Source organism: Candidatus Njordibacter sp. Uisw_058 (assembly GCF_047730065.1).
GTDB lineage: Bacteria > Pseudomonadota > Gammaproteobacteria > Pseudomonadales > Balneatricaceae > Njordibacter.
In genome coordinates this window covers 127595-149616 of sequence record NZ_CP159829.1, presented here as the reverse complement: position 1 = coordinate 149616, position 22022 = coordinate 127595, and the positions used below count along the sequence as shown (strand labels likewise).

Here is a 22022-nt window from a genome sequence, read left to right as displayed (position 1 = left end):
AAACACCCTTGATGCCCAGCGCTAGAGTGCTAGAGTGCTAGAGTGGCGTTTAGTTTGAATGATATGGTTTTATACGGTAATTTTTAGTTAAAGCTTTAGATCAAATTAGGCGCCATTGTACGGCAACAAATTAAAAACTACAAAGTAAAATACTAACAGGTATTAAAAAATACAGAATCAACTCAATGGGAACATGCTAGTGATATAAGCACAGGCTTTTTCGGCTTTGTAAGTGAATATTTTTAACACTTCATCGGACGCCATATTGACCCTTTCCAAGAGCAAAGTTATACCAAAGTAATGACACATTAGTGCCAAATTAACGACAAAAAAAGATAGGTTTTATAAGCAACCTAAATCAGCCTTAGCTTGTTTCAAAAGTAAGGATGCTTAGAGCTTGTCACCCCAAACACCGTGGAATTCATAAGCAACAGCCTGCTTGTCACCTACAACCCAAGCGTCATGGCCAGGTTCAATAGCGTAAGCGTCACCTGCAGTATAAGTTGCTTCTGTGCCATCGTCATGGCGACAGGTAATGGTCCCTTCCACAATAACGCCTAGGTGCTTAGCCTCACAACTTTGGGTTCCAACGACAGGTTGTATGTCTTTAGACCATACCCAACCTGGTTGAACCACAAGTTTCATGATCTTTTGACCCGCAATATTTACAGTTTCAACACAGGCATTATTGGGCGTGCTCACGTCTGAGTCTGTGGCAAAATTCTTAATTTCTATGGAAGACATTATGGATCCTCATTTAAGGTTGATAGCGTGTTTAAATTGCTCACTTTAGTAAAATAATTAGAACTAATACTGAGTCTAATGCTTCGAGTATAGTTCTCAGCTACATTTATAACTAGTCCATTTTATGTACTATTTTTTAACCATCTGACGAGTTACTCGTTTTAAACTAATGTTGGCATATCAACCTTTTGCCAAACGATCAGTCGATTATTAGCAGGCATGGAGTTATCTTCACGTAACACTAACCCAGCGTCCAATGCCAATTGATTAATGTCATGAAATTCTCTAATACCCTGATGGGCATGCTGCTGTCGAAGTCTGTAGTCAAACGCAATATTAGACGGGGCGTCCAACACACCCAAATATTTCATGGGCCCATAGAGACAAAATACACCACCCGATACAAGTCGCTCACCGATACCTGTAAACATGGCAGTGACTGCATTCCAAGGCATAATATGGGCCGTGTTAGCTGTATAAATGGCATCATAATGGTCACTTGGCCACGCATCACGAAGCACATCTAAGGTGAGAGGGGCCAATAAATTAGCGACTGGATCATCGTTAATCCACTGATTGATACCCACATGATTTTGCACTTTGTCACTCATCTGCCAACTAAGATGTGTTAGCTGGCGCGCAAAAAAAACCCCATGCTGCCCAGTGCCACTGCCAATCTCTAGGGCTTTGAACTTGCTAGCAAACACGCGCTGCAATATGTCACCAATAACACCCTGATTATTAGCGCAAGCTTGTGAAAACGGTTTGTCCATCAAGGTGATCATCTCCTGAGTTAAACAGACTTATAGGCCACCTTCTTAGGCAAGCCATTGTTTGGGTGTTTGGAGGCCCTTGTTATCTGGGCTGTTAACTCTTGGTGGCATAAGCAAAGCCATTGATATTATCTAGCTTCTGGCTCATTCACCGCAAATCTTGAGGCAATAATGCATGAGGAATATTCTGGAAGCAGACGGGGCGCAAGAAACGACGGATAGAGAGTGTGCCTACCGATGTGGCGCCGAAGTTAGTAGTGGCTGGATAAGGACCACCATGCACCATGGTGTCGCTCACTTCAACCCCCGTGGGGAAGCTATTGGCTAACACACGTCCAGCCTTGCGCTCAAGAATGGGCATGAAACCTGTTGCTGCTTCCGTGTCTTCTTCGTCGATATGCAAAGTACAGGTGAGCTGACCCGGAAGACTCAGAGCCACTGCTCTCATTTCCTCCAGGTTCTGGGCTGTGACAATGATACCCAGTGGACCGAACACCTCTTCCATTAAGGCTGCATTTGACAGCCAATTTTGGGCCGTTGTTCTATATAAAAAAGGTGAAGCCTTGCGCTCTTCATAGGTTGAACTCATCACTTGTTGCACACCTGAGGTTTCAGCCATGCGTTCTTGTCCAGCTCGGTAAGCAGTTGCAATGCCATCAGTCAGCATAGTTTGAGCTGGGGTCTTGGTCAAAGCGTCATTAGCAGTTTGACTAAACTGCTCAGCATCACCACCCTCAAGCACAACCACAACACCGGGGTTGGTACAAAATTGGCCAGCCCCCATGGTGAGTGAACCTGCCCATCCCTCGGCGATGCTTGATCCTCGATTAGCCATGGCACCATCAAAAATGAACATGGGGTTAATGGAGCCCAGTTCGCCAAAGAATGGGATAGGCTCTGGTCTAGCGGCACAGAGATCAAATAGGGCACGCCCACCTACGTGAGAGCCAGTAAAGCCAACCGCTTTAACCAATGGATGCTTGACTAATTGGGCACCTACCTCACGGCTATCCCCTCCTTGGATTAAGCTAAATACACCCACATGAATGTTACATTTTGAGATGGCAGCAAGCACCGCCTCAGCTACAATTTCACTGGTGCCCGGATGGGCCCCATGGGCTTTCACGACCACTGGGCAACCTGCGGCAAGAGCTGCTGCCGTGTCGCCACCCGCCGTCGAAAAAGCAAGTGGAAAGTTAGATGCTCCAAATACAGCCACTGGCCCAATGGGTCTTTGAATCATATTTAGCTCAGTACGAGGCATGGGTTGACGATCAGGCAAGGCTACATCATGGCGGCGGTCAAGATAGTCACTTTGAAGAATATGATCGGCAAACAAGCGCAATTGACCCGTTGTCCGGCCACGCTCACCATTGAGGCGCGCTTCGGGTAAACCTGTTTCTGCGCAGCCAATCTGCGTAATGATTGTTGCTCTTGCTTCAATCTCATCAGCAATGGTGTTTAAAAATATGGCACGTTTTTCACAACTAACATACCCATAACTCCAAAAAGCGTCTTCTGCGGCTTGCACAGCTGCATTAATTTCCTCCACACCAGCAACGAAGAATTGAAACGATGGCCCTGTGGCAGGTGATGATATAGAGGTATTTCTACCTGCCACCCATTGGCCCGAAATTAGGTGTTGTCCATGCGGTTTAAAGGTCATCATGAGTTTATATTTCTCTGCGCAAGCAATTTGCTGTTGGGTTTTGGATTCCTTATATTGTATCCAAAATTATAGGTTATACAACTGCCTAGAGCGCCCTTAGTGACGCCCTATTCATCATCGCTGCCATGGCTATCATGTTTATCTGCCTTTGATGCGCTGATTGACTAAAGCAGCACCCTCAGCTAACGACTTAAGCTTGGCAAAGGCAATTTCTGGATCGACCGCTCCAAAACCAGCGAATGTGCCAAAGCCACAGTCAGAACCCGCAATGACCCTGTCATGCCCTACAATATCAACAAATTTTTGAATGCGCTCAGCCACTAATTCAGGATGTTCAACAAAATTAGTGGTGGTGTCCACCACCCCAGGCACAAGTATTTTGTGGTCTGGTATTTCATTTTTACGATCCCTGAAAACAGTCCATTCGTGGGCATGTCTAGGGTTTGACGTTTCAAATAGGGTATATTGGGCCTTGGCCTTCATCAAAGTTCCAAACACCTTATTCATATCAATATCACAACAATGAGGGCCTTCGTAATTACCCCAACAAATATGAATCCTCACTTTTTCTGCAGGCACATTTTTGAGGGCATGATTAAGTGCTTCCACGTGGGCTTCAGCAATTTTAATAAACTCAGCGTCTGATAAGTGATTAAATAACATGTGCCTTGAAAGGGCCAGATCAGGACAATCTAGCTGCAAGTCGAGTCCTGATGCCACAATCATTTCATACTCATCACGCATTGCATCTGCTAGCGCCGCTAAATAAGCATCTCTGGTTGGGTAATAGTCATTTTGTAAAAATAAAGAGATGACCCCTGGTGAGGCCGCATTCATAAAGCCTCTATCAACACCATGGACAGCCATTGCTGCTTTTAGGTTAGAGATGTCTTTTTGCAGCTCTCCCTGACCTTTTGACTTGACCTCACTGGTGCACATGGGCCTGGCGTATTGCGGTGTGCCACCATCATCAGCCAGTCTTTTAAGGTAGCCTGGAAACAATTTCAAATCTTCAGGAGGGTTGCGAGGGCTGTCACCTGAAAAACCTGTATACCTATCTTTTACATAGGTGGCGTAGGATATTTTTGATGTTTCACCGTCGCTGACAATGTCAATTCCAGCAAGCTTTTGCTTGTGTACAGTGTCAGCCACACTGCTTTTCATGCACTCATCAAATTGAGTTTCGTCATAAGGCTGTTCATTTTCTCTTGCAAATATATAGTCAACAACTGCTTGAGATCTTGGTAATGAGCCCACATGGCTCGTTAATATTTTACTCATTTATCACTCCTTGACGAGGTGTTTTAAAAGCGGCCATGCATATGATTTTTAGTAGACTCGCTGGGTTGTTTGAAGGTTACTAAGAAACTTTTTTATCACTTCTATTTTCTGCAATCAAGGCCAGCAATTCATTTTTGGCCCGTAAAATATGTTTAGTCAAAAGCTCACAGGCTTGATGCACTTCTTGTTGTTGCGCCAAGATCAAAAGTTGGTGGTGCTCATCCTTGACCAGTTCCAATTGATGCATGACCGTTAAATGCATGCGTACATAGCGATCGGCCCTTATACTAATTTTTTTCAACAACTCATCAGTAAACTTACAATCTGCTGCTGCGTATAATGAACAATGGTATTCAGCGTTAAGGTCGCCCCATTTGGCAACGTCATTGGCCTCATATGAAGCATCCATCTCGTTGACCAATTTATCACTAAGTGCGAAATGATCTGCCGTCATTTTAGGTATGGCTCGACGAAATAGATCAACTTCAATTAATCGCCTCAGGTCAAAAATCTCACCAATTTCATCTAATGAGTGTTTGATTACCGTCGCGCCTTTGTTGTTTGTTAGTTGCACTAACCCTTCGGCATCTAGTCTTTTTAAAGCTTCGCGCACTGGCATCCGCGACACGTGATATTCCTCTGCCAAAGCTTCTTGTCTGATGGCGTCCCCTTCAGATAATTCTCCATTAAGAATGCGCTCACGAATGTCGTCAGAAATCATATCAGGCAGGCTTTTTCTTAATATGGCGCGTTTATTTGTCATTACTTAAGTTTTTCATAGGCTAAGATTTTTGTCTTGTTTGTTGCAGATATATTTGCAATAGTTACTATTGTATCCAAAATCCATAATTTAAAACATAGAATAGTCACATCCGTTATGAGTGCATTCATTAAACTTACGCTTCAAGAAGTCCATTCACTCAGTATTGAGGTATTAAGCCATGCAGGCTTTGGCCAGGCACATGCCCTAGCGATTGCTAAGATGCTGTATACCTGTCAGTTAGACGATTGTCAGTCCCATGGACTATTTCGTTTATTTATGTGCATCGAGACCATAAAAGCTGGAAAAATAGAGCCTCATATTTTGCCCACGGTGAGCACAACTGATGCGTCAATTATACACGCTGATGCACAAGGGGGCATGTCTTTACTCGCTATCGATAGTGCTATGCCAAAACTTATTGAAAAGACCCGTAAACACGGCATTGCCGCACTAGTGGTCAATCGCTGTTTTCACTTCTCGGCTTTATGGCCCGAAGTGGAGCGGCTTTCCAAGGCCGGTTTAGCGGCTATGGCCATGGTTCCAAGTCATGCTTGGGTTGCTCCTGCGGGTGGTATACGCGGTAGCTTAGGAACTAACCCTCTAGCCTTTAGCTGGCCTCGATTAGGACAAGATCCATTCACCTTCGATTTTGCCACCAGTGGGTTTGCCCGCGGTGAGATTGAACTCTATAAGCGTGCTGGCAAGTCTTTACCTGAAGGAGTGGCGATTGATAAACACGGCCAGTCAACCACTGATGCTCAAGCAGCCCTTGATGGGGCGATGTTAACCTTTGGTGGTTATAAAGGTTCTGCTCTTTCAATTATGATAGAACTGCTCGCAGGGCCCTTAATTGATGATATGACCAGTTTAGAAAGCATGGCGTTTGCTGCAGGTACAGGGGGGGCTCCCCATCATGGAGAGATTATCCTCGCCTTTGACCCTAACCTATTCAGTGGTGGCAAAGTGGTCGACAATGATCAGCGGGCTGAACGCCTGTTTGCAGATATCGTTGATCAAGGCGCGCGCCTGCCCTCTCAGCGCCGCTATGCAGCGCGGGCCCGCAACTTAGAGAGAGGTTATGTTGAAATTCCACAACAACTGCATGAAGATATACTCAAACTAACAGTCTCCTAAGCTAGCTTTAACCCTCAAATCGAGACCCCTTTAAACACCCCAAGTATCCGTCAGCTTATAGCCCTCTGGCCAAGGGTCAGTGGGGTCAAGCATATGCTGGTGAATGCCAGTGATCCATCCACGGCCACTAATTTCGGGCACAATTGCGGGGTGATGACCCACTTCAGCTGTGGCGATGATTTTTCCCGTAAAGGTCGACCCTATAATTGACGTGGCTTCAAATTCATCGCCTACATGCATATCACCTTTAGCGGCCATCACCGCCATACGGGCAGAAACCGCAGTTCCTGTTGGCGAACGGTCTACTTTTCCCGGCTGGATCACCACCGCAGATGTGCCCCGCAAACCCTTATCTGTTTTTTCTAATGGGCCACAGAAAGCACAAAAGGAAATATGTTTCCAATCTGGGTTGTCTGGATGATTAAAACCCAGTTGCTCATTCGCAGCCTTGGTGATGAGCACCCCAAGTTGCGCAATTTTTCGGGCCTCAGAAGCTATAATTTTAAACCCCAACGCAGCCGCGTCAACGATAACAAAGCTATCGCCACCATAAGCTGTGTCAACCATGATACGCCCCAGCTCAGGCACTTCTAGGGGCACTCCAATTTGATCAGCAAAGCTGGGTAGGTTGCGTACAAATATGCGTTCAGCTTTTCCATCTTTGCATAGGGCCCGCACGTGCACGAGACCACCAGGGGCCTCCAGCACCATTTCAGTCACTGGTTCCTGCATGGGAATAATGCCACCGTCGAGGAGAACTGTAGCCACACAGATAGAGTTTGAGCCAGACATTGGCGGTGTATGCTCGGGTTCCATAATGATGAAGGCCGCGTGCGCTTTTGGATTTTTGGGTGGTACTAACAAATTAACATGACGAAACACCCCGCCCCGAGGCTCGTTAAGTACAAAGTTACGTAAGCTCTGATTTTGAGCAATAAAAGTGCGCTGCTGCCAGAGGCTGTCTCCCGGAGGTGGGCTTACACCACCCACAATAACATCACCTACTTCCCCTTCAGCATGGGCTGAAATCACATGAATTGTTTTATTACTTTGCATAGTTTTTCCTCAGGAGTAGCTTGCAACGGGTGCCCCTAGGGCATCATAAATGGGGGTTACACCCAGCCCTGGTCTATCTGCCGCGGTCATGCGTCCATTCACTCGCTGTGGCGCGCCTTCAGCAATATCAACGGTGCCATAACTGTTAAAGTCGGTTGCCGAAAACGTAAACTCTGAAGGCGTCGAACGGGCTAAATGAGCAATCGCAGCTGTGGTGATATCACCACCCCAAGTGTCTTCAATGGTCATAGGAATACCATGTTGGACACACAAATCACGCATGAGTTTAGCTTTGGTCAAACCACCCACCTTGGAGATTTTTAGGTTAATCACATCCATCGCATCTTCGGCAATACCGCGCACCAAAGTGTTGGGCGTATCAATGACTTCGTCCATAATAAAAGGCAATGTAGTGCGCCGTCGAATGGATACACATTCTTCATAGGTTAAGCAGGGTTGCTCCACGTAGACATCAAGTGATGCAATAGCGCCCACTACTCGCGCAGCCTCATGACGAGTCCAGCCGGTATTGGCATCCGCCACTAAAATATCAGTGGGCTTAAGCACTGAACGTGTGGCATGAATACGCTCAATATCCTCATTGGCATCGCCCCCCACCTTAAGCTGAAACTTGGTGTACCCCTGGGCCGCATAGAGTTCAATTTTTTTAGCCATGCGTTCTGGAGCTTCTTGGCTAATCGCCCGATACAAAACAACATCGTCTTGTGCAGCGCCACCTAGCAGAGTGAAAACGGGTAAACCTGTGGCCTTCCCTAATAGATCCCAGCAAGCAATGTCTATGGGTGCTTTTGCATAGGGATGACCTCGCAAGGCTGCATCCATCAGCCGATTGATATGGCCGATGTTTAACGGGTCCTGGCCAATCAAATGCGGCACTAACTCAGCCAACCCAGCACGAACACCAAGGGCAAATGAAGGCAGGTAGGCAGAGCCCAGAGGGCAGCATTCAGCAACGCCAATTAAACCATCATCGGTGATAATTTCCACCACAGTGCTGTCAAACACTTCAACAAAATTACCATTTGACCAACTGTATCGTCCCTCTTTGAGGGGTAGGTCCACTTGGTAGACATTTATTTTAGAAATTTTCATAATCAATCCTCAAAATCTGTTAGGTGAAAAAGCATCTATTGAAATGGCTGTTTCAGTTCCGTTTGCAAGTGCAGTCACCAGTTCTGCTGTGCCTGCAGCTTGCGTTAAACCCAAGTGCCCATGCCCAAAGGCATAAAATACATTAGGGGCTTTAGAGGCCGACCCAATAACAGGCAGGCTATCTGGCATAGAAGGACGAAACCCCATCCATTGTTCACCATTTTGTGTGTTTAAGGTGGGTAAAAACTGGGCGGCTTTATCCAGCAACATTTGTGCGCGTGCATAATTTGGAGCTAGGTTCAGTCCTCCTAATTCGACTGCACCACCCACCCGAATACCACCGGCAATTTTGGTGACAACAAAGCCATGTGCACCAAACGTTAGATGGGTCTTTAGATCAAATGCGCCCGCTGGAAGGGTGGTGTTGTATCCACGTTCTGTTTCTAAGGGAATATGATCACCCAAGGTTTTGGTTAGCTTGTGTGACCAAGCCCCACTCGCCACAACCACCTGTTTTGCCCGTAACTCTCCGTCTTGAGTCGCCAAGCTAACATAATCTGGATGCTCAAAGATGGCTTCAATATTGGCTAACTTAAGGGCCCCACCTGAGGCCATAAAGTGATCCGCAATGTGATGTGCCCATTGCTCTGGATCACAGGTATTAAGCCACTTGGGGGTATACCCCGCATGGGTAAAACGCGCATCAAGACCCGGTTGAATTTCAGCAATCGAAGCGGCGCAGTGCAATAATTGAAAATCAATACCGTGCTCACTCCGAGTTTTCCAGACGGCTTGGCTCGCATTAAACTGCTTAAGCCCTTCATATAATTGGAGCTGACCTTCACGCTGCATGAATCGCTCTCCATTAACTAAGGTGACTTGCCGCTCAAGAGCCTCTTGTGAAAAAGTCATCAATTGCGCTTGAGTTTGCAGTGATGCTTCATAACGATCAGTCCAACTGGCACGCCAAAAACGCATCATCCAAGGTAAAATAGTTAAGGCGTAGGCTGGGGGAATAGACAGTGGTCCTAAAGGATCTAGCAACCATTTTGGCGCTTGACGCATGATTCCAGGAGTTGCCAAAGGCACTATGTCGGCAAAGGCAAAGGCCCCCGCATTACTTTTCGAGGCTTCTAAGGCAACCCCCTTTCGATCAATAAGCGTCACTGTGCGGCCAGTTTGTTGCAGTGCTTTAGCAATACTAATGCCCACAATACCGGCACCGATGACAATAATATCGTACGGTTTATTCATAGACTTGGTTACACAACTATCTTGTTAAAAAGCACCCATTTTGACCCACCCGCAACTCAGTTATGGTTTACATACATTGAGCGATGATGCCACCTTGCTTAGACCAATCTGCAAACCAAGTTTGAAATAATGTGTATTGCTGTTCGCAATATTTTCGTTGGGCTTCACTGAGTTCGTCCGTTTCATTAAAATGCAGGCGATACGCTTCTTCCCCATTTAAAACAAGCAGGTGTTTATAGTATAAAACGAGCTCAGCTTCTTCATCAAAACTGGAAAGCACAGAAAAGGCCTCTTCGAGTTCTAAGGCACGACAGCGCGCTTCAGCATGACCTGCTGCTGCCAGTTTGGAAAGGCTCGTTAACAGCAAGGCTTCTTTGGGAAGGGCTGTGCCAATGCCCGTAATAGAACCTGTAGCGCCACAGTTAACATAGCCATGATAGACCTCAGTATCAACGCCCACCATTAAGGTCACCTGGTCATCCTGAGACGTAATATATTCGGCCGCATAACGGATATCATCTTTACCACCAAATTCCTTAAATCCCACCAAGTTAGGATGTTCTGCACGCAGAGCAAAGAATAGGTCGGCGCGCGTAGAAAAGCCATAAAAGGGGCTATTGTAAATAATGGCTGGAATATTAGGAGCGGCACTTAAAATGCCTTTGAAGTGATTTTTTTGAGCTGTAGCCGAGGGACCACGGGACAAGACACGCGGAATGACCATGAGGCCAACAGCCCCTACTTTTTGAGCATGCGCCGCGTGCGCTGCTGCAGACTTACTGTTAATTGCACCTGTGCCTACTACTACGGGCAAACCCGCGTTGACTAAATACTCCACACCTTCCATACGCTGGGCGTCAGTTAGCAAAGGCCAATCTCCCATGGAACCACAATAAACAACAGCAGACATACCCGCGGCAATCATTTCCTTGCCTTTTTTAACTAAGGCGGCAAAGTCTGGAGTTCGGTCTGCTTTACAGGGTGTCATTAGGGCTGGCATAGTGCCGGTGAATATATTTTTTGACATAGAAACCTCTTTAACGTTTTACTGCACGGGTGCATTGAATGGATAACAATAGCGGCATCAAGTGATTTAACTATTTTAACGTACTTTAGCTAAAAATTTGCGTGTGTGTTCAGACTGGGGGTCACCAAAAATTTGTGATGGTGAGCCAATTTCTTCCATAACCCCATCATGAAAAAAGGCCACACGATCAGATACGTCCCTTGCAAAACTCATCTCGTGGGTGACACAAATCATGGTCATGCCCTCCTCAGCAAGCAAACGCATGGTGTCGAGGACTTCACCCACCAACTCAGGATCAAGGGCAGAAGTTGCTTCATCGAACAGCATATAATCAGGCTCCATAGCCAGTGCACGAGCAATCGCTAGGCGCTGCTGCTGTCCTCCTGATAGCGCATTTGGGTAGGCATCTACTTTATCCAAAAGGCCCACATGCTCTAGCTGACTAAGGGCAATTTTCCTTGCTTCTGCCTTGGTTTTTCCTTTCACTATTTTAGGTGCTAAGGCCACATTTTCAACGGCAGTTAGGTGTGGAAAACTATTCCATTGTTGAAACACCATTCCCATCTTTTGACGCACCTGATTAAGGTTCGTTTGCTTCGCGTGCACATGGATGTCGTTGACAATAATATCGCCTTTTTGAATAGTCTCTAAGCCATTGATGCAATATAGAAGGGTAGATTTTCCAGAGCCCGATGACCCAATAACTGAAAGCACCTCACCTTTTTTAACTTCTAAGTTGATCCCTTTTAGGACATGTAGCGGACCAAAATACTTGTGTAAATCACGAATTTGAATCATTGTGCCCAACTTTTTTCAAGGTTCGCGGCATAACGCGAAATAGGATATGAAAGCGCGAAATAAAACGCACCGGCGACAATTAGAATCAAGAACGGTTCTTGAGTTCGAGTAATGAGAATCTGACTGGCTTTTAATAATTCCACATAACCCAGTACAGATACGAGGGCGCTGTCCTTCATCACACCAAGTGCAACCCCAACCCAGGCTGGAAAAACGGCTCGCCCACCAATCGGGAACACAATGTAACGCAGGTCTTGCCAATAAGAGATACCCAGACTTCTGGCGGCATTTCGAAGGGGCTTACCCACAGCTTCAATACCGCCTCGAGCTACGTTAGCCACTAATGCTGATGTGTAGATGGTTAAAATAACCACTCCAGAGCCAAAAGGATCTAAATTAAGGCCAACAATAGGCGCGAAGTTATAAAACAATACCAGTTGAATAATTAAGGGTACTGAACGAAAGACATCCAAAAGAGGTGCCAGAGTTAAGGTTGCAGCGAGCTTACCTTCATATAGGGCCCAGCCAAAAAAAATGCCCAGCACTGTTCCTAAAGAAATGGACAATAGCGAAATCCATAACGTACGCACCGCTGCTTGACCCAAAAACCAAAAGTCATTGATATTAAAGTCGCTAAAGAAACTCAAACTAGGTTCCATGTACCCTCCTTAATATCGAAATAGTCGCGCCGCCAAAATACGCGAAGCGACTAAAATTAGTTTAACGATAACGTAGTAAATTACCGCAGTGGCAGCAAAATATTCAAATATGCGAAACGTACGTGAGGCAAAGAACTGAGTTTCACCACTCAACTCACGAAAGCCCACTAACATGCCTAAAGATGACATCAATACACACCACACAATTTGATTAGTGATCGGGTGATAGACAATCCGAAACACCTGAGGAATGACAATTCTTGTGTACGCTTGCCAAGCAGTCATGCCTAGACTGCGTGCCGAGCGCATTTGGGTATCTGGAATCGCCAAAAAACCACCACGAAAATTCTCTGCCAAATAACCTGCACAGTTAAAACTCAATGCCGTTAATACAATTAGGTAGGGTGACAGGTGAAGACCGAATGCACCGAGGCCAAAGCCAAAAAAGAATAATTGAAAAAGGGCGGGCGTGTTGCGAGCGAGTTCGACCCATGAGGTTGCAAACCAGTATAAAGAGCCTTTCATGTGTAGGCGTATTAACGCCAAACAAAGACCAATAACAATGCCAATGAGCATGGCAAGAATCGCCACTTGAAGGGTCAACAGTGCTGCATCTATGAGGTCAGGAAGGGTTTTTAAAACGGGTCGCCAATGAAAGTTGTAATCAAACATATTTGGACCTTAAAGTTGCTGCCCCTTGAGGGGCAGCAAACGGGTTAAGAACATTATCAATTAATACATGACACCAGGAATACGTAATTCAGGCGCTTGACCACCTACATATTTATCCCACAGTTCTTGGTAGCGACCAGAGCGAACTTGATGAGTCACAAACAAGTTCAGGTAGTTTAACCAAGTCACATCTTCACGCTTACCGACCACTGATGTGTAGTCTGTGGTCCAAGGCATACGAGGACCTGCATCAATGTTGTCATATTTGTTGGTAATTGGTAACACCGCGGTATTGGTGGTAATACCAATATCAGCCTTACCCTGAGCTACAGCTAAAAATACTTCATTTTCAGATTGATAACCCTGATAGTTATCTTCCTCGCCCCACTCCTTGGCAATTTCTAACCATTCCTGTTCTGGCACGGTACCTACCGCAGCAGCAACACGTTTACCACGCATATCTTCAAAAGTCTTGATTCCACTGTTGGAATTAACCACACCTTGAGCATAGTAAATAGCATATGGGATGGTAAATCCAACTGTTCTAGCGCGAGCTAGACTGTCTGATGTGCCACCGAACACTACATCGGCCCTACCAGTCACGATCACTGGTAGACGCTCTGACCAAGTCAATGGCAGGATTACTGGATCCACTTCTAATGACAAAGCAAGATCGTTGCAATACTCAACATCAAAACCGGCTGGTTCATTATTAGCATCACGGTAGCCGATTGGTGGGAAATCTAACACAACACCGCAACGTAGTTCGCCACGATCAATCACATCATCTAATGTGTCGGCCATGGCAGGGGCTGTGTAAAGCGAAGTTAGTGCAATCATGGTGATTATTTTTTTTAACATTATTACTTCTCCTTGGTTTAAAGACCTTAACAATTGAGCAGCCCTTAAGATAATGGATATTGGATACACTGTCTACTGATTATTTTGTTAACTTAATCAGCCCATGACCTAAGATCTACAAGCCTGTGCCAGTTAACCAAAATCCCTTCATTAATGTGACTTAACTCATGTTACTCAACCCATAATGCTTGCTCGCTCCAAGTGTCGAATTTTATAACTGACCTCTGGAACTGTTGTTTTTGCTAACCCACCTTTGATGCTAAGCATACCCGCAGAGCCTAAAAGCGGACTGACTATATTCAGTATTCAGCGCTTAACTCACCATTATCTGCGCGTTGGTTGTGCTTTTTGACGTAAAGTGGTTAAATTTGGTCGCATTAAAATAACTGCAATCAATCCTATTAATCAGTATGATCGATTTTTATTTCTACCACATGCACAGGTAATCCCATGCTTATCGGTATTCCAAAAGAACCTTTGGCGGGCGAAACTCGAGTCGCTGCCACCCCAAAAACAGTCGAACTGTTAAAAAAACTCGGCTTCGATGTTTGCATCGAGTCCACTGCTGGACTTGCAGCAAACTTTGACGATGCTGCTTATGAAGCTGCTGGAGCATCTATTAACGCCAATACCAAAGAGGTCTACCAGAGCGATTTGGTGCTTAAGGTCAACCCCTTAATAGATCATCCTGGGCAAAAGTGTCATGAGCTCGAATTACTCAAAGAGGGAGGCCATTTAATTAGTTTTATGGCTCCAGCGCAAAACGAAGACCAACTCAAACAGCTTGCTGAGCGCAATATTACTGCCTTGGCGATGGAATCGGTGCCACGCATATCCCGCTCACAGTCGATGGATGCGTTAAGCTCCATGGCTAACATTGGTGGTTATCGAGCCGTTATTGAAGCAGCTCACCATTTTGGCCGATTCTTTACTGGGCAAATTACCGCTGCAGGCAAAGTGCCCCCCGCTAAAGTACTGATTATCGGCGCCGGTGTCGCTGGACTGGCGGCTCTAGGGGCTGCTGGAAGTTTGGGTGCGATTGTGCGCGCATTTGACACTCGTCCCGAAGTCAAAGAACAAATTAATTCTATGGGTGCTGAGTTTCTAGAAGTGGAAATGGAAGAAGAAAGTGGCTCTGGTGATGGTTATGCCAAGGTCATGAGTAAGGCCTTTATTGAAGCTGAGATGGCACTCTTTGCCGAACAAGCCAAAGAAGTTGATATTATTATCACCACAGCTATGATTCCTGGTAAACCATCACCTAAGCTGATTACATCGGCCATGGTGGCCAGTATGACTCCTGGCAGCGTGATCGTAGATTTAGCCGCTGGTGGCGGTGGTAATTGTGATCTGACCCAACCTGGAAAAGTGGTGACCACCGATAATGGTGTGACGGTCATCGGCTATACTGACATGCCAGCTCGTCTGCCCAGCCAAGCTTCTCAGTTATATGGCAATAACCTAGTCAACTTACTCAAACTCCTTTGTCCCGAGAAAGATGGTCAACTGGCGATCGACTTTGAAGACCCCATCATGCGCGGAGTGACAGTGACTAAAGACGGTGCAGTGACATGGCCTGCGCCTCCCATTCAGGTGGCCGCAGCGCCACCAAAGAAAGTTGACGATACCGCGCCTATTGAACCTGCTAAACAGGAAATCTCACCCTTAGTTAAATATGGCTTAAGTGCCGCTGGTGCTTTGTTAGTGGGCTGGATTGCTGTCAATGCACCCGCCGCTTTCTTAGGCCACTTTACGGTGTTTGTATTGGCCTGCATTATTGGTTATTACGTCGTATGGAACGTTAAGCATGCCCTTCACACTCCTCTTATGGCGATCACGAACGCAGTGTCTGGCATTATTGTTGTGGGGGCTTTATTACAGGTAAGTGACGAACTTAACCTCGTCTCAATTCTTGCGTTGATCTCCGTACTCATCGCTTCCATTAACATTGCTGGCGGCTTTTATGTCACCAAGCGTATGTTAAAAATGTTTCAGAAATAGGAGACGACCAATGCAAGCAGGTATGGTTATCACGGCTTACATTATCGCCGCTGTATTATTTATTATGTCCCTCGGTGGACTGTCCCAGCAAGAATCAGCCAAGCGTGGCATATGGTTGGGCATCGTGGGTATGGGTATTGCCCTCGTCGCCACTTTATTAAGTCCTAAAGTAATGGGGCTTACTACTGGACTAAGTTACATCATTATTGCCATGCTCATAGGTGCGGCTATTGGTATTTATATGGCTAAACGGGTGGCCATGACGGAAATGCCTGAATTAGTAGCAATTCTTCATAGTTTTGTGGGTTTAGCTGCAATGTTTGTGGGTATTAACAGTTATTTAGACCATGCCCCAGATCTCACCCCAGTGATGCAAAACATTCACTTGGTCGAAGTATTTTTGGGAGTCTTTATTGGTGCCGTCACCTTTACCGGTTCTTTAGTCGCCTTTGGTAAATTACGCGGCATCATGTCATCCAAAGCTCTTAACCTGCCCCACCGCCACAAGTTAAATTTGTTAGCTTTACTGGTCAGCGCGGTCATGTTGGTGCAGTTTGTTAACCAAGGTGGCAATGATACCCACCTAATGGTCATGACACTGATCGCCTTAGTCTTTGGCTGGCATTTGGTGGCTTCTATAGGAGGCGCCGACATGCCTGTTGTGGTGTCTATGCTGAACTCTTATTCAGGCTGGGCAGCCGCAGCAGCAGGCTTCTTATTAGGTAATGATTTGCTCATCGTAACGGGTGCCTTGGTGGGCTCTTCGGGCGCCATATTAAGTTACATTATGTGCCGCGCCATGAACCGTTCGTTCATTTCAGTCATCGCTGGTGGCTTTGGTAATGATCCCATTGTGAGTGATGATGAGGAACAAGGTGAAGTGCAACCCACGACTGCAGAAGAAGTCGCTAGCATGCTCAGCAACGCTTCATCAGTGGTCATTACCCCAGGTTATGGTATGGCCGTAGCGCAAGCGCAATACCAAGTACAAGATATTACTCAAAAGCTAAGGGCCAAAGGCGTTAATGTGCGTTTTGGGATCCACCCTGTTGCAGGGCGCTTGCCTGGCCATATGAACGTTTTGCTGGCAGAAGCAAAAGTGCCTTATGATATTGTGTTAGAAATGGATGAAATCAATGACGACTTTGCCAATACAGATGTCGTGTTAGTCATTGGTGCTAATGATACGGTTAATCCAGCCGCTAAAAAGCCAGGTAGCCCCATTGCAGGAATGCCCGTGCTTGAGGTATGGGACGCTAAAAATGTAGTGGTATTTAAGCGTGGCATGGCCTCTGGCTATGCAGGTGTGCAAAATCCATTATTCTTTTTAGACAATACTAAAATGTTGTTTGGTGACGCTAAGGCCTCATGTGATCAAATAGCTAGCAGCCTTTAGGGCTGGCAAGCAAATAGCCTTTGAAAGCCTATAAATCATTGTAATCATGGTTTATGGGCTTTTTTTACCTTACAGACAGGCAGGGTTAGAGCATAAAGTCTGTTTTTAAACCGTTTAAGTTTCTCCTTTTATCCAGGTCTGCTGCACTTGCATATGATCATCAATTAACACCAAATCTGCTTGAAAACCTTTAGCGATTCGTCCAATTTTATGATCCAACTTTAAAAACTGTGCGGGGTAAAGTGAGGCCATGCGTAATGCCTCTTCTAGCCCCAGACCTACTTGCTGGACGGTATTGCGCACGGCAGTAGCCATGTCTAAATTACTGCCAGCCAAGGTGCCATTGAGAGTGGTCACCTTTCCATTCTCACTAACAATAGGGCTGCCCATTAAATCAAATCGGCCCGCACCCTGACCCATCGTGTGCATGGCATCTGTCACCAGCATCATTTTACCTTTAGCCTTAGCTTTAATGGCTTGGCGCAAAGTGACTGGATGCACATGGTGGCCATCAACAATTAATCCACACCAGCTATCCCCATGGTCTAAGGCGGCTCCAACCACCCCCGGCTCACGGCTAGTCATGGGGCTCATAGCATTGAATAAATGGGTAAAACCTGTGACTCCATGAGCGAGGGCAATTTGCATTTGATCATAGCTAGCCTCAGTGTGGCCTGCAGAAACGATCATGCCGTGCCTTATTAGGCGCTGAATAAATTCGGGACTGACCCGCTCTGGTGCCAAGGTTATTAGTTTAATTAGGTGAGCTGGAAATACATCGAATAAATGGTTTAAATCTTCGTCACTTGAAGGTACTCGAATGCGTTTGGCTGAATGAACCCCTTTGCGTTTCGCGTTAAGGTAAGGTCCTTCTAAATGGATGCCCAATATACCTGGTACACCTAGTTCTACGGCTGCAACAACTGCAGCAACTGCATTAACCATTTGTTCCCGTGTGTCGGTCATTAAAGTGGGAAGAAATGCAGTAGTACCATATTCACGGTGCGCTTGGGCAATGGTTTGCAGTGCTTGGGAACTGGGTTGATGGTTGAGTAATGCCCCTGCTGCACCATTGACATGCAAATCTATAAATCCAGGAGCTAATAAGCCCCCATTGAGGTCATAACAATCCTTGACCTGGGGCAATAAATGCTCCGGCACTATGTCGATGATATGGCCCTTCTCCACCAACAAAACATGTTGATGAAGAATTTTTTCACCCGTGAATATACGACCGTTTATTAGTGCCTTAAGTTTTTGCATAGCTCCCTATACTCGGCTCTAGGTTCATTTTTTTCAGCCCACTTTTTCTTAAGCCAGTCGTTATCTTGCTGCGCATCGAATAAAAAAGCTACACCCACATCTCTTACTGCAGTTACAGTCCTATGAGATGGCAATAATGATGCAGGTTACTCAGTGCTTACTGGGTCATCACATTAAGCCAGTCACTCACCCACTGCTTGCGATTTTGATTAATTTGCTGCGTATCTAGCTGTAATACTTTTGTTGGTTTAATCAGCTTGCTATAGGCGGCTGGCATATCTGCTGGAGACCTAACAGGATACATGACATTACTCAATGGCAAATGTTTTTGGAAGCCTTCACTCACCATGAAGCTGAGGAATTCATCAGCTAACTGTGCATTTTTTGAAGATTTTAACTTGGCCGCCACTTCAACTTGGAGGTAATGACCTTCTTCAAATGCAGCTGCTTGGTATTGATCCGTACCCTCAATTTCCATATGGTAGGCAGGAGACGTGCTGTAGCTCAGCACCATGGGGGCTTCACCTGCTAAGAACAAACTAAAATACGCTTCACTCCAGCCTTTGGTAGTGGTCAAAATATTGTCTGATAGTTTGGCCCAAGCGGCATCAGCCTGATCACCATAAACAGACTTCATCCACAACAACAAACCTAAGCCTGGAGTGCTAGATCGGGGGTCTTGAATAATGATTTTTAATTCTGGGCCTGCGTTGACCAACTCATCTAAACTTTTGGGAGGATTGGCCATGAGTTCAGTGTTGTAGACAAACGCAAAGTAGCCATAATCAAAAGGCACAAAGGTATCATCTTGCCACGCAATCGGCATTTCCAAACTGCTGGTATCAACCGAGTGGCTGGTAAACAGGCCACTTTTTTTAGCGTCATCAACAAGGTTCAAATCTAACCCTAACACTAAGTCTGCGGGTGAAGAGGCGCCTTCTAATTTTAACCGCTGCAGCATTGCAACAGCGTCGTCCATGCCGACTAGATTTAATGTACAAGCACATTGCTGCTCAAAGGTGGGTTTGATCAAAGGCCCCATACCCCAGTCTGATACAAAGGAATCATAGGTATAAACGGTAAGTACTTTATTGCTGCTATCATCTGCCAAAGCAGGTGCAGTGATTAACGATAGGCTTAAACAGGCGGCGGCAAAAATAGCCGTATTGTGAGACATAATTACTCCTAAAAATTAACTCATTAATTGCTATGACGGCCAATGATTTATTGGCAACTATTAGGAGGAGGGAGCAGAGCAAGGCGGGCTTGCGAGGGTGCGTTTCCTTGTTCCCTACGCTGGCATTATCCAGATCAGGTACAACGGGATTCACATTTGTGATCTCAACCCAACGCGTTAATTAGTAATTAACTGGGCACCCCGACAAGTCATAGTGGGCGCAATATAGACTAAAGTGGGCCTTCATTGCAAGCCTTGCAGGGTATATTTTTAGCACATACTATATATTTCATGCTCAGGCTTAACTCTTCACCGACTGAGTATTGTATTATTTTTAAAGGTAGCACATGTCTATGCTGGGAACACAAGATCTTTGGATATTTATCAGCGCCGGTGTGGCTTTGAACATAGTGCCTGGTCAAGACTTTGTATTTATTACCCACCGCAGCAGCAATTTTGGGTTTCGAGGCGGCGTGTTAGCTGCCTTGGGGGTGACTACCGGCACCTTGGTGCATATTCTTGCTGCCGCTTTCGGGTTATCTGCTCTAATGATAGCGTCTCCTAACACCTTTATTTTAATCAAGGTAATGGGCGGCTTATATCTACTCTATATGGGTTTATGCATGCTCCTTAAAAACCCAACTAAGGCCCACAACACTTTATCTTCAGTCGGTTACTTTAACCACAGCACTATTTTTTACCAAGGGTTTTTAACCAATGCCTTAAACCCTAAAGTCGCCTTATTCTTTATTGCATTTGTGCCTCAATTTATTGTTCCAGATACGCCTAATGTGAGTCTATCATTTTTATTTTTGGGCTTTATCTTTAGTTTTAATGGCTTAGTTTGGTGCTTAATAGTTGCTTGGTTTAGTGCCCACATAAGCACTAAGCTCAAACACGCATCACTCTTAACTCGTTGGAGTAACATGGCGGCTGGGGGCTTATTTACCTATTTTGGAGTTAGTCTTTTAATGAGCTCAGGTCACTAAAATACTTTTGCAGCGCAGGTGCGAAATAGATTATTTCTTTATAACTTGCGACCGCTTTAGGCATCGCGTCTATGGCAGCTTTTAATTGTGTTAAGGCATCTGGTACCTGAGTTAGGCTCATTATTGGATAGACATAAACTCTAATCGTAAAGGCAATGGCATTCGTTTGTGGTAATCGGGTCAGAGTTTGTCGTTCACATCGGTAATATAAAGCTGTACTGGCTGGATGGATGATTTTATCTTCTGGAAACTGTGCCAAATTTGTATTAGCTTGAAGTGACCAATTAAACCGTTGAATGGGTTTTTCTACCATTAGGTGATCAAAAAATCGATCTATTTTAGGCGTCAATTTTTGATGTAAGCTAGGCACTGGGTCATGAATCCTTGCCATAGAATGACCTATTTTTTGCGCCAAATGCCAGCTACTGGGACTGCATAAGCTCGCTGCAGTAAGGCAATATTGGCCGTCTAGCTTCTGCATGATGAGTAAGTCATCCGCTACCCATAAAGACGCATGCCAAAGAGGCTGTGTGCTGGCACCCACCAGTTCAATGCCATTGGGCAAATAACTCAGGCCATCCGCTAGGGGACAATATAAGTGACTATGCTGGTCTAGTAAATGTCGTTTTAACTCGAAAGCCAGCTCCTCCTGAGCTTCATAAGCACTGGGTAAGGCCTCGAATATGTGTTCTTGTTGCAACTCTTTTAACGACAGTTTATGTTCTAAGAACTGTGGATAAGATGCATCAGGCTCTATCCAGTGACGCCTGTCTATAGATTCCATACCCATAGAAATAACGTCTTTATGCTGCATATGAGGCAAATATTTTGGCCCTGTAATAGGCCCTTTATTGATGTTCATGATGCTGACCCACAAGTTTCTCAACCCGATTAATGAGCAGATCGATTTTATTTTCTAGCTCTTTATTGTGCGCCAAAATAGCACTATTTTGCTGACGTAATTCTCGGTTTTTTACATTTGTATCAGCAAAGCCAAGCATGCGCTCGGCGATTAGAGCGCCAATGAACCCCACGAGTCCTACACCCACATAAAACATGGCGGCTACCACCATACGACCGCCCACAGTGACCGGAAAATGATCACCAAAACCAATAGTACTGGCACTCATTTGTAAGGTCCAAAAGGCATCAACATAGGTCTTTATATTGGTGTTTACTGCACTCGCTTCAAAATGTAATAGCGCCATAGCCAACACACCGATGACGCTGTAAAGCAAGCACACCCCCGCGGCTCCAAGCGCCAATAGACTATAGTTACGAATACCATACTCGTCTGTTTTATAGATGTGTTTGTTCATGCGCGGAATCTCTATACTCGGGCTTATGCCACCATGGGAGGCGACCATAACTCGGCCTGCTTAGCTGCGCCGA

General features: G+C 45.6%; 21 protein-coding genes and 1 riboswitch. Of the genes, 4 read left to right on the top strand and 17 right to left on the bottom strand.

Features of this window, described 5'->3' with window-relative positions; all coding sequences use genetic code 11:
* Positions 1 to 390 precede the first annotated feature (390 nt).
* The 5 genes from ABXT59_RS00735 to ABXT59_RS00715 form a co-directional block, all read right to left on the bottom strand.
* Positions 391 to 744, bottom strand: a complete 354-nt coding sequence (locus ABXT59_RS00735; RefSeq protein WP_443637047.1) for a cupin domain-containing protein — start codon at positions 742 to 744, stop codon at positions 391 to 393.
* 161 nt (positions 745 to 905) lie between these two features.
* Entirely contained in the window at positions 906 to 1517 is a 612-nt protein-coding gene (locus ABXT59_RS00730) for a DUF938 domain-containing protein (protein WP_443637046.1), read from the bottom strand.
* Between the two features lie 148 nt (positions 1518 to 1665).
* Entirely contained in the window at positions 1666 to 3186 is a 1521-nt protein-coding gene (locus ABXT59_RS00725; protein WP_443637045.1) for an aldehyde dehydrogenase (NADP(+)), read from the bottom strand.
* Positions 3187 to 3324: 138 nt separating this feature from the next.
* On the bottom strand, positions 3325 to 4467 hold the full coding sequence (locus ABXT59_RS00720; RefSeq protein WP_443637044.1) for a cobalamin-independent methionine synthase II family protein: 1143 nt from the start codon (positions 4465 to 4467) through the stop codon (positions 3325 to 3327).
* Between the two features lie 79 nt (positions 4468 to 4546).
* A complete protein-coding gene (locus ABXT59_RS00715; RefSeq protein WP_443637042.1) occupies positions 4547 to 5230 on the bottom strand; it encodes a GntR family transcriptional regulator in 684 nt (227 codons plus the stop codon).
* A 114-nt stretch (positions 5231 to 5344) separates the two neighbouring features.
* Between ABXT59_RS00715 and ABXT59_RS00710 the strand changes: the two genes are divergently transcribed.
* The gene (locus tag ABXT59_RS00710) at positions 5345 to 6364 is read left to right on the top strand and encodes an Ldh family oxidoreductase (RefSeq protein ID WP_443637040.1); all 1020 of its coding nucleotides are present in this window, start codon (positions 5345 to 5347) and stop codon (positions 6362 to 6364) included.
* Between the two features lie 30 nt (positions 6365 to 6394).
* Here ABXT59_RS00710 and ABXT59_RS00705 read toward each other — a convergent pair whose 3' ends face one another.
* From ABXT59_RS00705 to ABXT59_RS00670, 8 genes are all read right to left on the bottom strand, one after another.
* The gene (locus ABXT59_RS00705) at positions 6395 to 7420 is read right to left on the bottom strand and encodes a trans-3-hydroxy-L-proline dehydratase (RefSeq protein ID WP_443637038.1); all 1026 of its coding nucleotides are present in this window, start codon (positions 7418 to 7420) and stop codon (positions 6395 to 6397) included.
* Between the two features lie 9 nt (positions 7421 to 7429).
* The gene (locus ABXT59_RS00700) at positions 7430 to 8533 is read right to left on the bottom strand and encodes a cis-3-hydroxy-L-proline dehydratase (protein WP_443637037.1); all 1104 of its coding nucleotides are present in this window, start codon (positions 8531 to 8533) and stop codon (positions 7430 to 7432) included.
* Positions 8534 to 8542: 9 nt separating this feature from the next.
* Positions 8543 to 9787: an NAD(P)/FAD-dependent oxidoreductase gene (locus tag ABXT59_RS00695; protein ID WP_443637036.1), complete on the bottom strand. Its 1245-nt coding sequence runs from the start codon at positions 9785 to 9787 to the stop codon at positions 8543 to 8545.
* Between the two features lie 67 nt (positions 9788 to 9854).
* Positions 9855 to 10814, bottom strand: coding sequence for a dihydrodipicolinate synthase family protein (locus ABXT59_RS00690; RefSeq protein ID WP_443637034.1), 960 nt, complete (start codon positions 10812 to 10814; stop codon positions 9855 to 9857).
* A gap of 75 nt (positions 10815 to 10889) precedes the next feature.
* Positions 10890 to 11612: an amino acid ABC transporter ATP-binding protein gene (locus ABXT59_RS00685; RefSeq protein WP_443637033.1), complete on the bottom strand. Its 723-nt coding sequence runs from the start codon at positions 11610 to 11612 to the stop codon at positions 10890 to 10892.
* Entirely contained in the window at positions 11609 to 12271 is a 663-nt protein-coding gene (locus tag ABXT59_RS00680; RefSeq protein WP_443637032.1) for an amino acid ABC transporter permease, read from the bottom strand. Before ABXT59_RS00680 ends, ABXT59_RS00685 begins: the two co-directional genes overlap by 4 nt.
* 9 nt (positions 12272 to 12280) lie before the next feature.
* Complete coding sequence (locus tag ABXT59_RS00675; protein WP_443637031.1) at positions 12281 to 12943, bottom strand: amino acid ABC transporter permease; 663 nt, start codon at positions 12941 to 12943, stop codon at positions 12281 to 12283.
* Between the two features lie 60 nt (positions 12944 to 13003).
* On the bottom strand, positions 13004 to 13804 hold the full coding sequence (locus tag ABXT59_RS00670; protein ID WP_443637030.1) for a transporter substrate-binding domain-containing protein: 801 nt from the start codon (positions 13802 to 13804) through the stop codon (positions 13004 to 13006).
* Between the two features lie 450 nt (positions 13805 to 14254).
* Here ABXT59_RS00670 and ABXT59_RS00665 point away from each other — a divergent pair, with 450 nt between their 5' ends.
* Both ABXT59_RS00665 and pntB read left to right on the top strand, forming a co-directional pair.
* Positions 14255 to 15805, top strand: coding sequence for a Re/Si-specific NAD(P)(+) transhydrogenase subunit alpha (locus ABXT59_RS00665; RefSeq protein ID WP_443637029.1), 1551 nt, complete (start codon positions 14255 to 14257; stop codon positions 15803 to 15805).
* A 10-nt stretch (positions 15806 to 15815) separates the two neighbouring features.
* The gene (gene pntB / locus ABXT59_RS00660) at positions 15816 to 17201 is read left to right on the top strand and encodes a Re/Si-specific NAD(P)(+) transhydrogenase subunit beta (protein WP_443637027.1); all 1386 of its coding nucleotides are present in this window, start codon (positions 15816 to 15818) and stop codon (positions 17199 to 17201) included.
* Between the two features lie 114 nt (positions 17202 to 17315).
* Here pntB and nagA read toward each other — a convergent pair whose 3' ends face one another.
* On the bottom strand, positions 17316 to 18464 hold the full coding sequence (nagA, locus tag ABXT59_RS00655; RefSeq protein WP_443637026.1) for an N-acetylglucosamine-6-phosphate deacetylase: 1149 nt from the start codon (positions 18462 to 18464) through the stop codon (positions 17316 to 17318).
* 157 nt (positions 18465 to 18621) lie between these two features.
* The gene (gene thiB, locus ABXT59_RS00650; protein WP_443637025.1) at positions 18622 to 19641 is read right to left on the bottom strand and encodes a thiamine ABC transporter substrate binding subunit; all 1020 of its coding nucleotides are present in this window, start codon (positions 19639 to 19641) and stop codon (positions 18622 to 18624) included.
* A 94-nt stretch (positions 19642 to 19735) separates the two neighbouring features.
* Positions 19736 to 19855: riboswitch (TPP riboswitch) on the bottom strand.
* A 133-nt stretch (positions 19856 to 19988) separates the two neighbouring features.
* Here thiB and ABXT59_RS00645 point away from each other — a divergent pair.
* A complete protein-coding gene (locus tag ABXT59_RS00645; protein ID WP_443637024.1) occupies positions 19989 to 20630 on the top strand; it encodes a LysE family translocator in 642 nt (213 codons plus the stop codon).
* Here ABXT59_RS00645 and ABXT59_RS00640 read toward each other — a convergent pair.
* Positions 20602 to 21492, bottom strand: coding sequence for a heme-dependent oxidative N-demethylase family protein (locus ABXT59_RS00640; RefSeq protein WP_443637023.1), 891 nt, complete (start codon positions 21490 to 21492; stop codon positions 20602 to 20604). The two genes, ABXT59_RS00645 and ABXT59_RS00640, sit on opposite strands and share 29 nt — an antisense overlap.
* A complete protein-coding gene (locus ABXT59_RS00635) occupies positions 21479 to 21997 on the bottom strand; it encodes a potassium channel family protein (protein WP_443637022.1) in 519 nt (172 codons plus the stop codon). Before ABXT59_RS00635 ends, ABXT59_RS00640 begins: the two co-directional genes overlap by 14 nt.
* Positions 21998 to 22022: the final 25 nt, after the last annotated feature.

What these genes read in the sequence shown, in the direction of transcription:
- ABXT59_RS00735 (WP_443637047.1), bottom strand. Translation starts at nt 744, where the DNA reads ATGTCTTCCATAGAAATTAAGAATTTTGCCACAGACTCAGACGTGAGC.
- ABXT59_RS00730 (WP_443637046.1), bottom strand. Translation starts at nt 1,517, where the DNA reads ATGGACAAACCGTTTTCACAAGCTTGCGCTAATAATCAGGGTGTTATT.
- ABXT59_RS00725 (WP_443637045.1), bottom strand. Translation starts at nt 3,186, where the DNA reads ATGATGACCTTTAAACCGCATGGACAACACCTAATTTCGGGCCAATGG.
- ABXT59_RS00720 (WP_443637044.1), bottom strand. Translation starts at nt 4,467, where the DNA reads ATGAGTAAAATATTAACGAGCCATGTGGGCTCATTACCAAGATCTCAA.
- ABXT59_RS00715 (WP_443637042.1), bottom strand. Translation starts at nt 5,230, where the DNA reads ATGACAAATAAACGCGCCATATTAAGAAAAAGCCTGCCTGATATGATT.
- ABXT59_RS00710 (WP_443637040.1), top strand. Translation starts at nt 5,345, where the DNA reads ATGAGTGCATTCATTAAACTTACGCTTCAAGAAGTCCATTCACTCAGT.
- ABXT59_RS00705 (WP_443637038.1), bottom strand. Translation starts at nt 7,420, where the DNA reads ATGCAAAGTAATAAAACAATTCATGTGATTTCAGCCCATGCTGAAGGG.
- ABXT59_RS00700 (WP_443637037.1), bottom strand. Translation starts at nt 8,533, where the DNA reads ATGAAAATTTCTAAAATAAATGTCTACCAAGTGGACCTACCCCTCAAA.
- ABXT59_RS00695 (WP_443637036.1), bottom strand. Translation starts at nt 9,787, where the DNA reads ATGAATAAACCGTACGATATTATTGTCATCGGTGCCGGTATTGTGGGC.
- ABXT59_RS00690 (WP_443637034.1), bottom strand. Translation starts at nt 10,814, where the DNA reads ATGTCAAAAAATATATTCACCGGCACTATGCCAGCCCTAATGACACCC.
- ABXT59_RS00685 (WP_443637033.1), bottom strand. Translation starts at nt 11,612, where the DNA reads ATGATTCAAATTCGTGATTTACACAAGTATTTTGGTCCGCTACATGTC.
- ABXT59_RS00680 (WP_443637032.1), bottom strand. Translation starts at nt 12,271, where the DNA reads ATGGAACCTAGTTTGAGTTTCTTTAGCGACTTTAATATCAATGACTTT.
- ABXT59_RS00675 (WP_443637031.1), bottom strand. Translation starts at nt 12,943, where the DNA reads ATGTTTGATTACAACTTTCATTGGCGACCCGTTTTAAAAACCCTTCCT.
- ABXT59_RS00670 (WP_443637030.1), bottom strand. Translation starts at nt 13,804, where the DNA reads ATGTTAAAAAAAATAATCACCATGATTGCACTAACTTCGCTTTACACA.
- ABXT59_RS00665 (WP_443637029.1), top strand. Translation starts at nt 14,255, where the DNA reads ATGCTTATCGGTATTCCAAAAGAACCTTTGGCGGGCGAAACTCGAGTC.
- pntB (WP_443637027.1), top strand. Translation starts at nt 15,816, where the DNA reads ATGCAAGCAGGTATGGTTATCACGGCTTACATTATCGCCGCTGTATTA.
- nagA (WP_443637026.1), bottom strand. Translation starts at nt 18,464, where the DNA reads ATGCAAAAACTTAAGGCACTAATAAACGGTCGTATATTCACGGGTGAA.
- thiB (WP_443637025.1), bottom strand. Translation starts at nt 19,641, where the DNA reads ATGTCTCACAATACGGCTATTTTTGCCGCCGCCTGTTTAAGCCTATCG.
- ABXT59_RS00645 (WP_443637024.1), top strand. Translation starts at nt 19,989, where the DNA reads ATGTCTATGCTGGGAACACAAGATCTTTGGATATTTATCAGCGCCGGT.
- ABXT59_RS00640 (WP_443637023.1), bottom strand. Translation starts at nt 21,492, where the DNA reads ATGAACATCAATAAAGGGCCTATTACAGGGCCAAAATATTTGCCTCAT.
- ABXT59_RS00635 (WP_443637022.1), bottom strand. Translation starts at nt 21,997, where the DNA reads ATGGTCGCCTCCCATGGTGGCATAAGCCCGAGTATAGAGATTCCGCGC.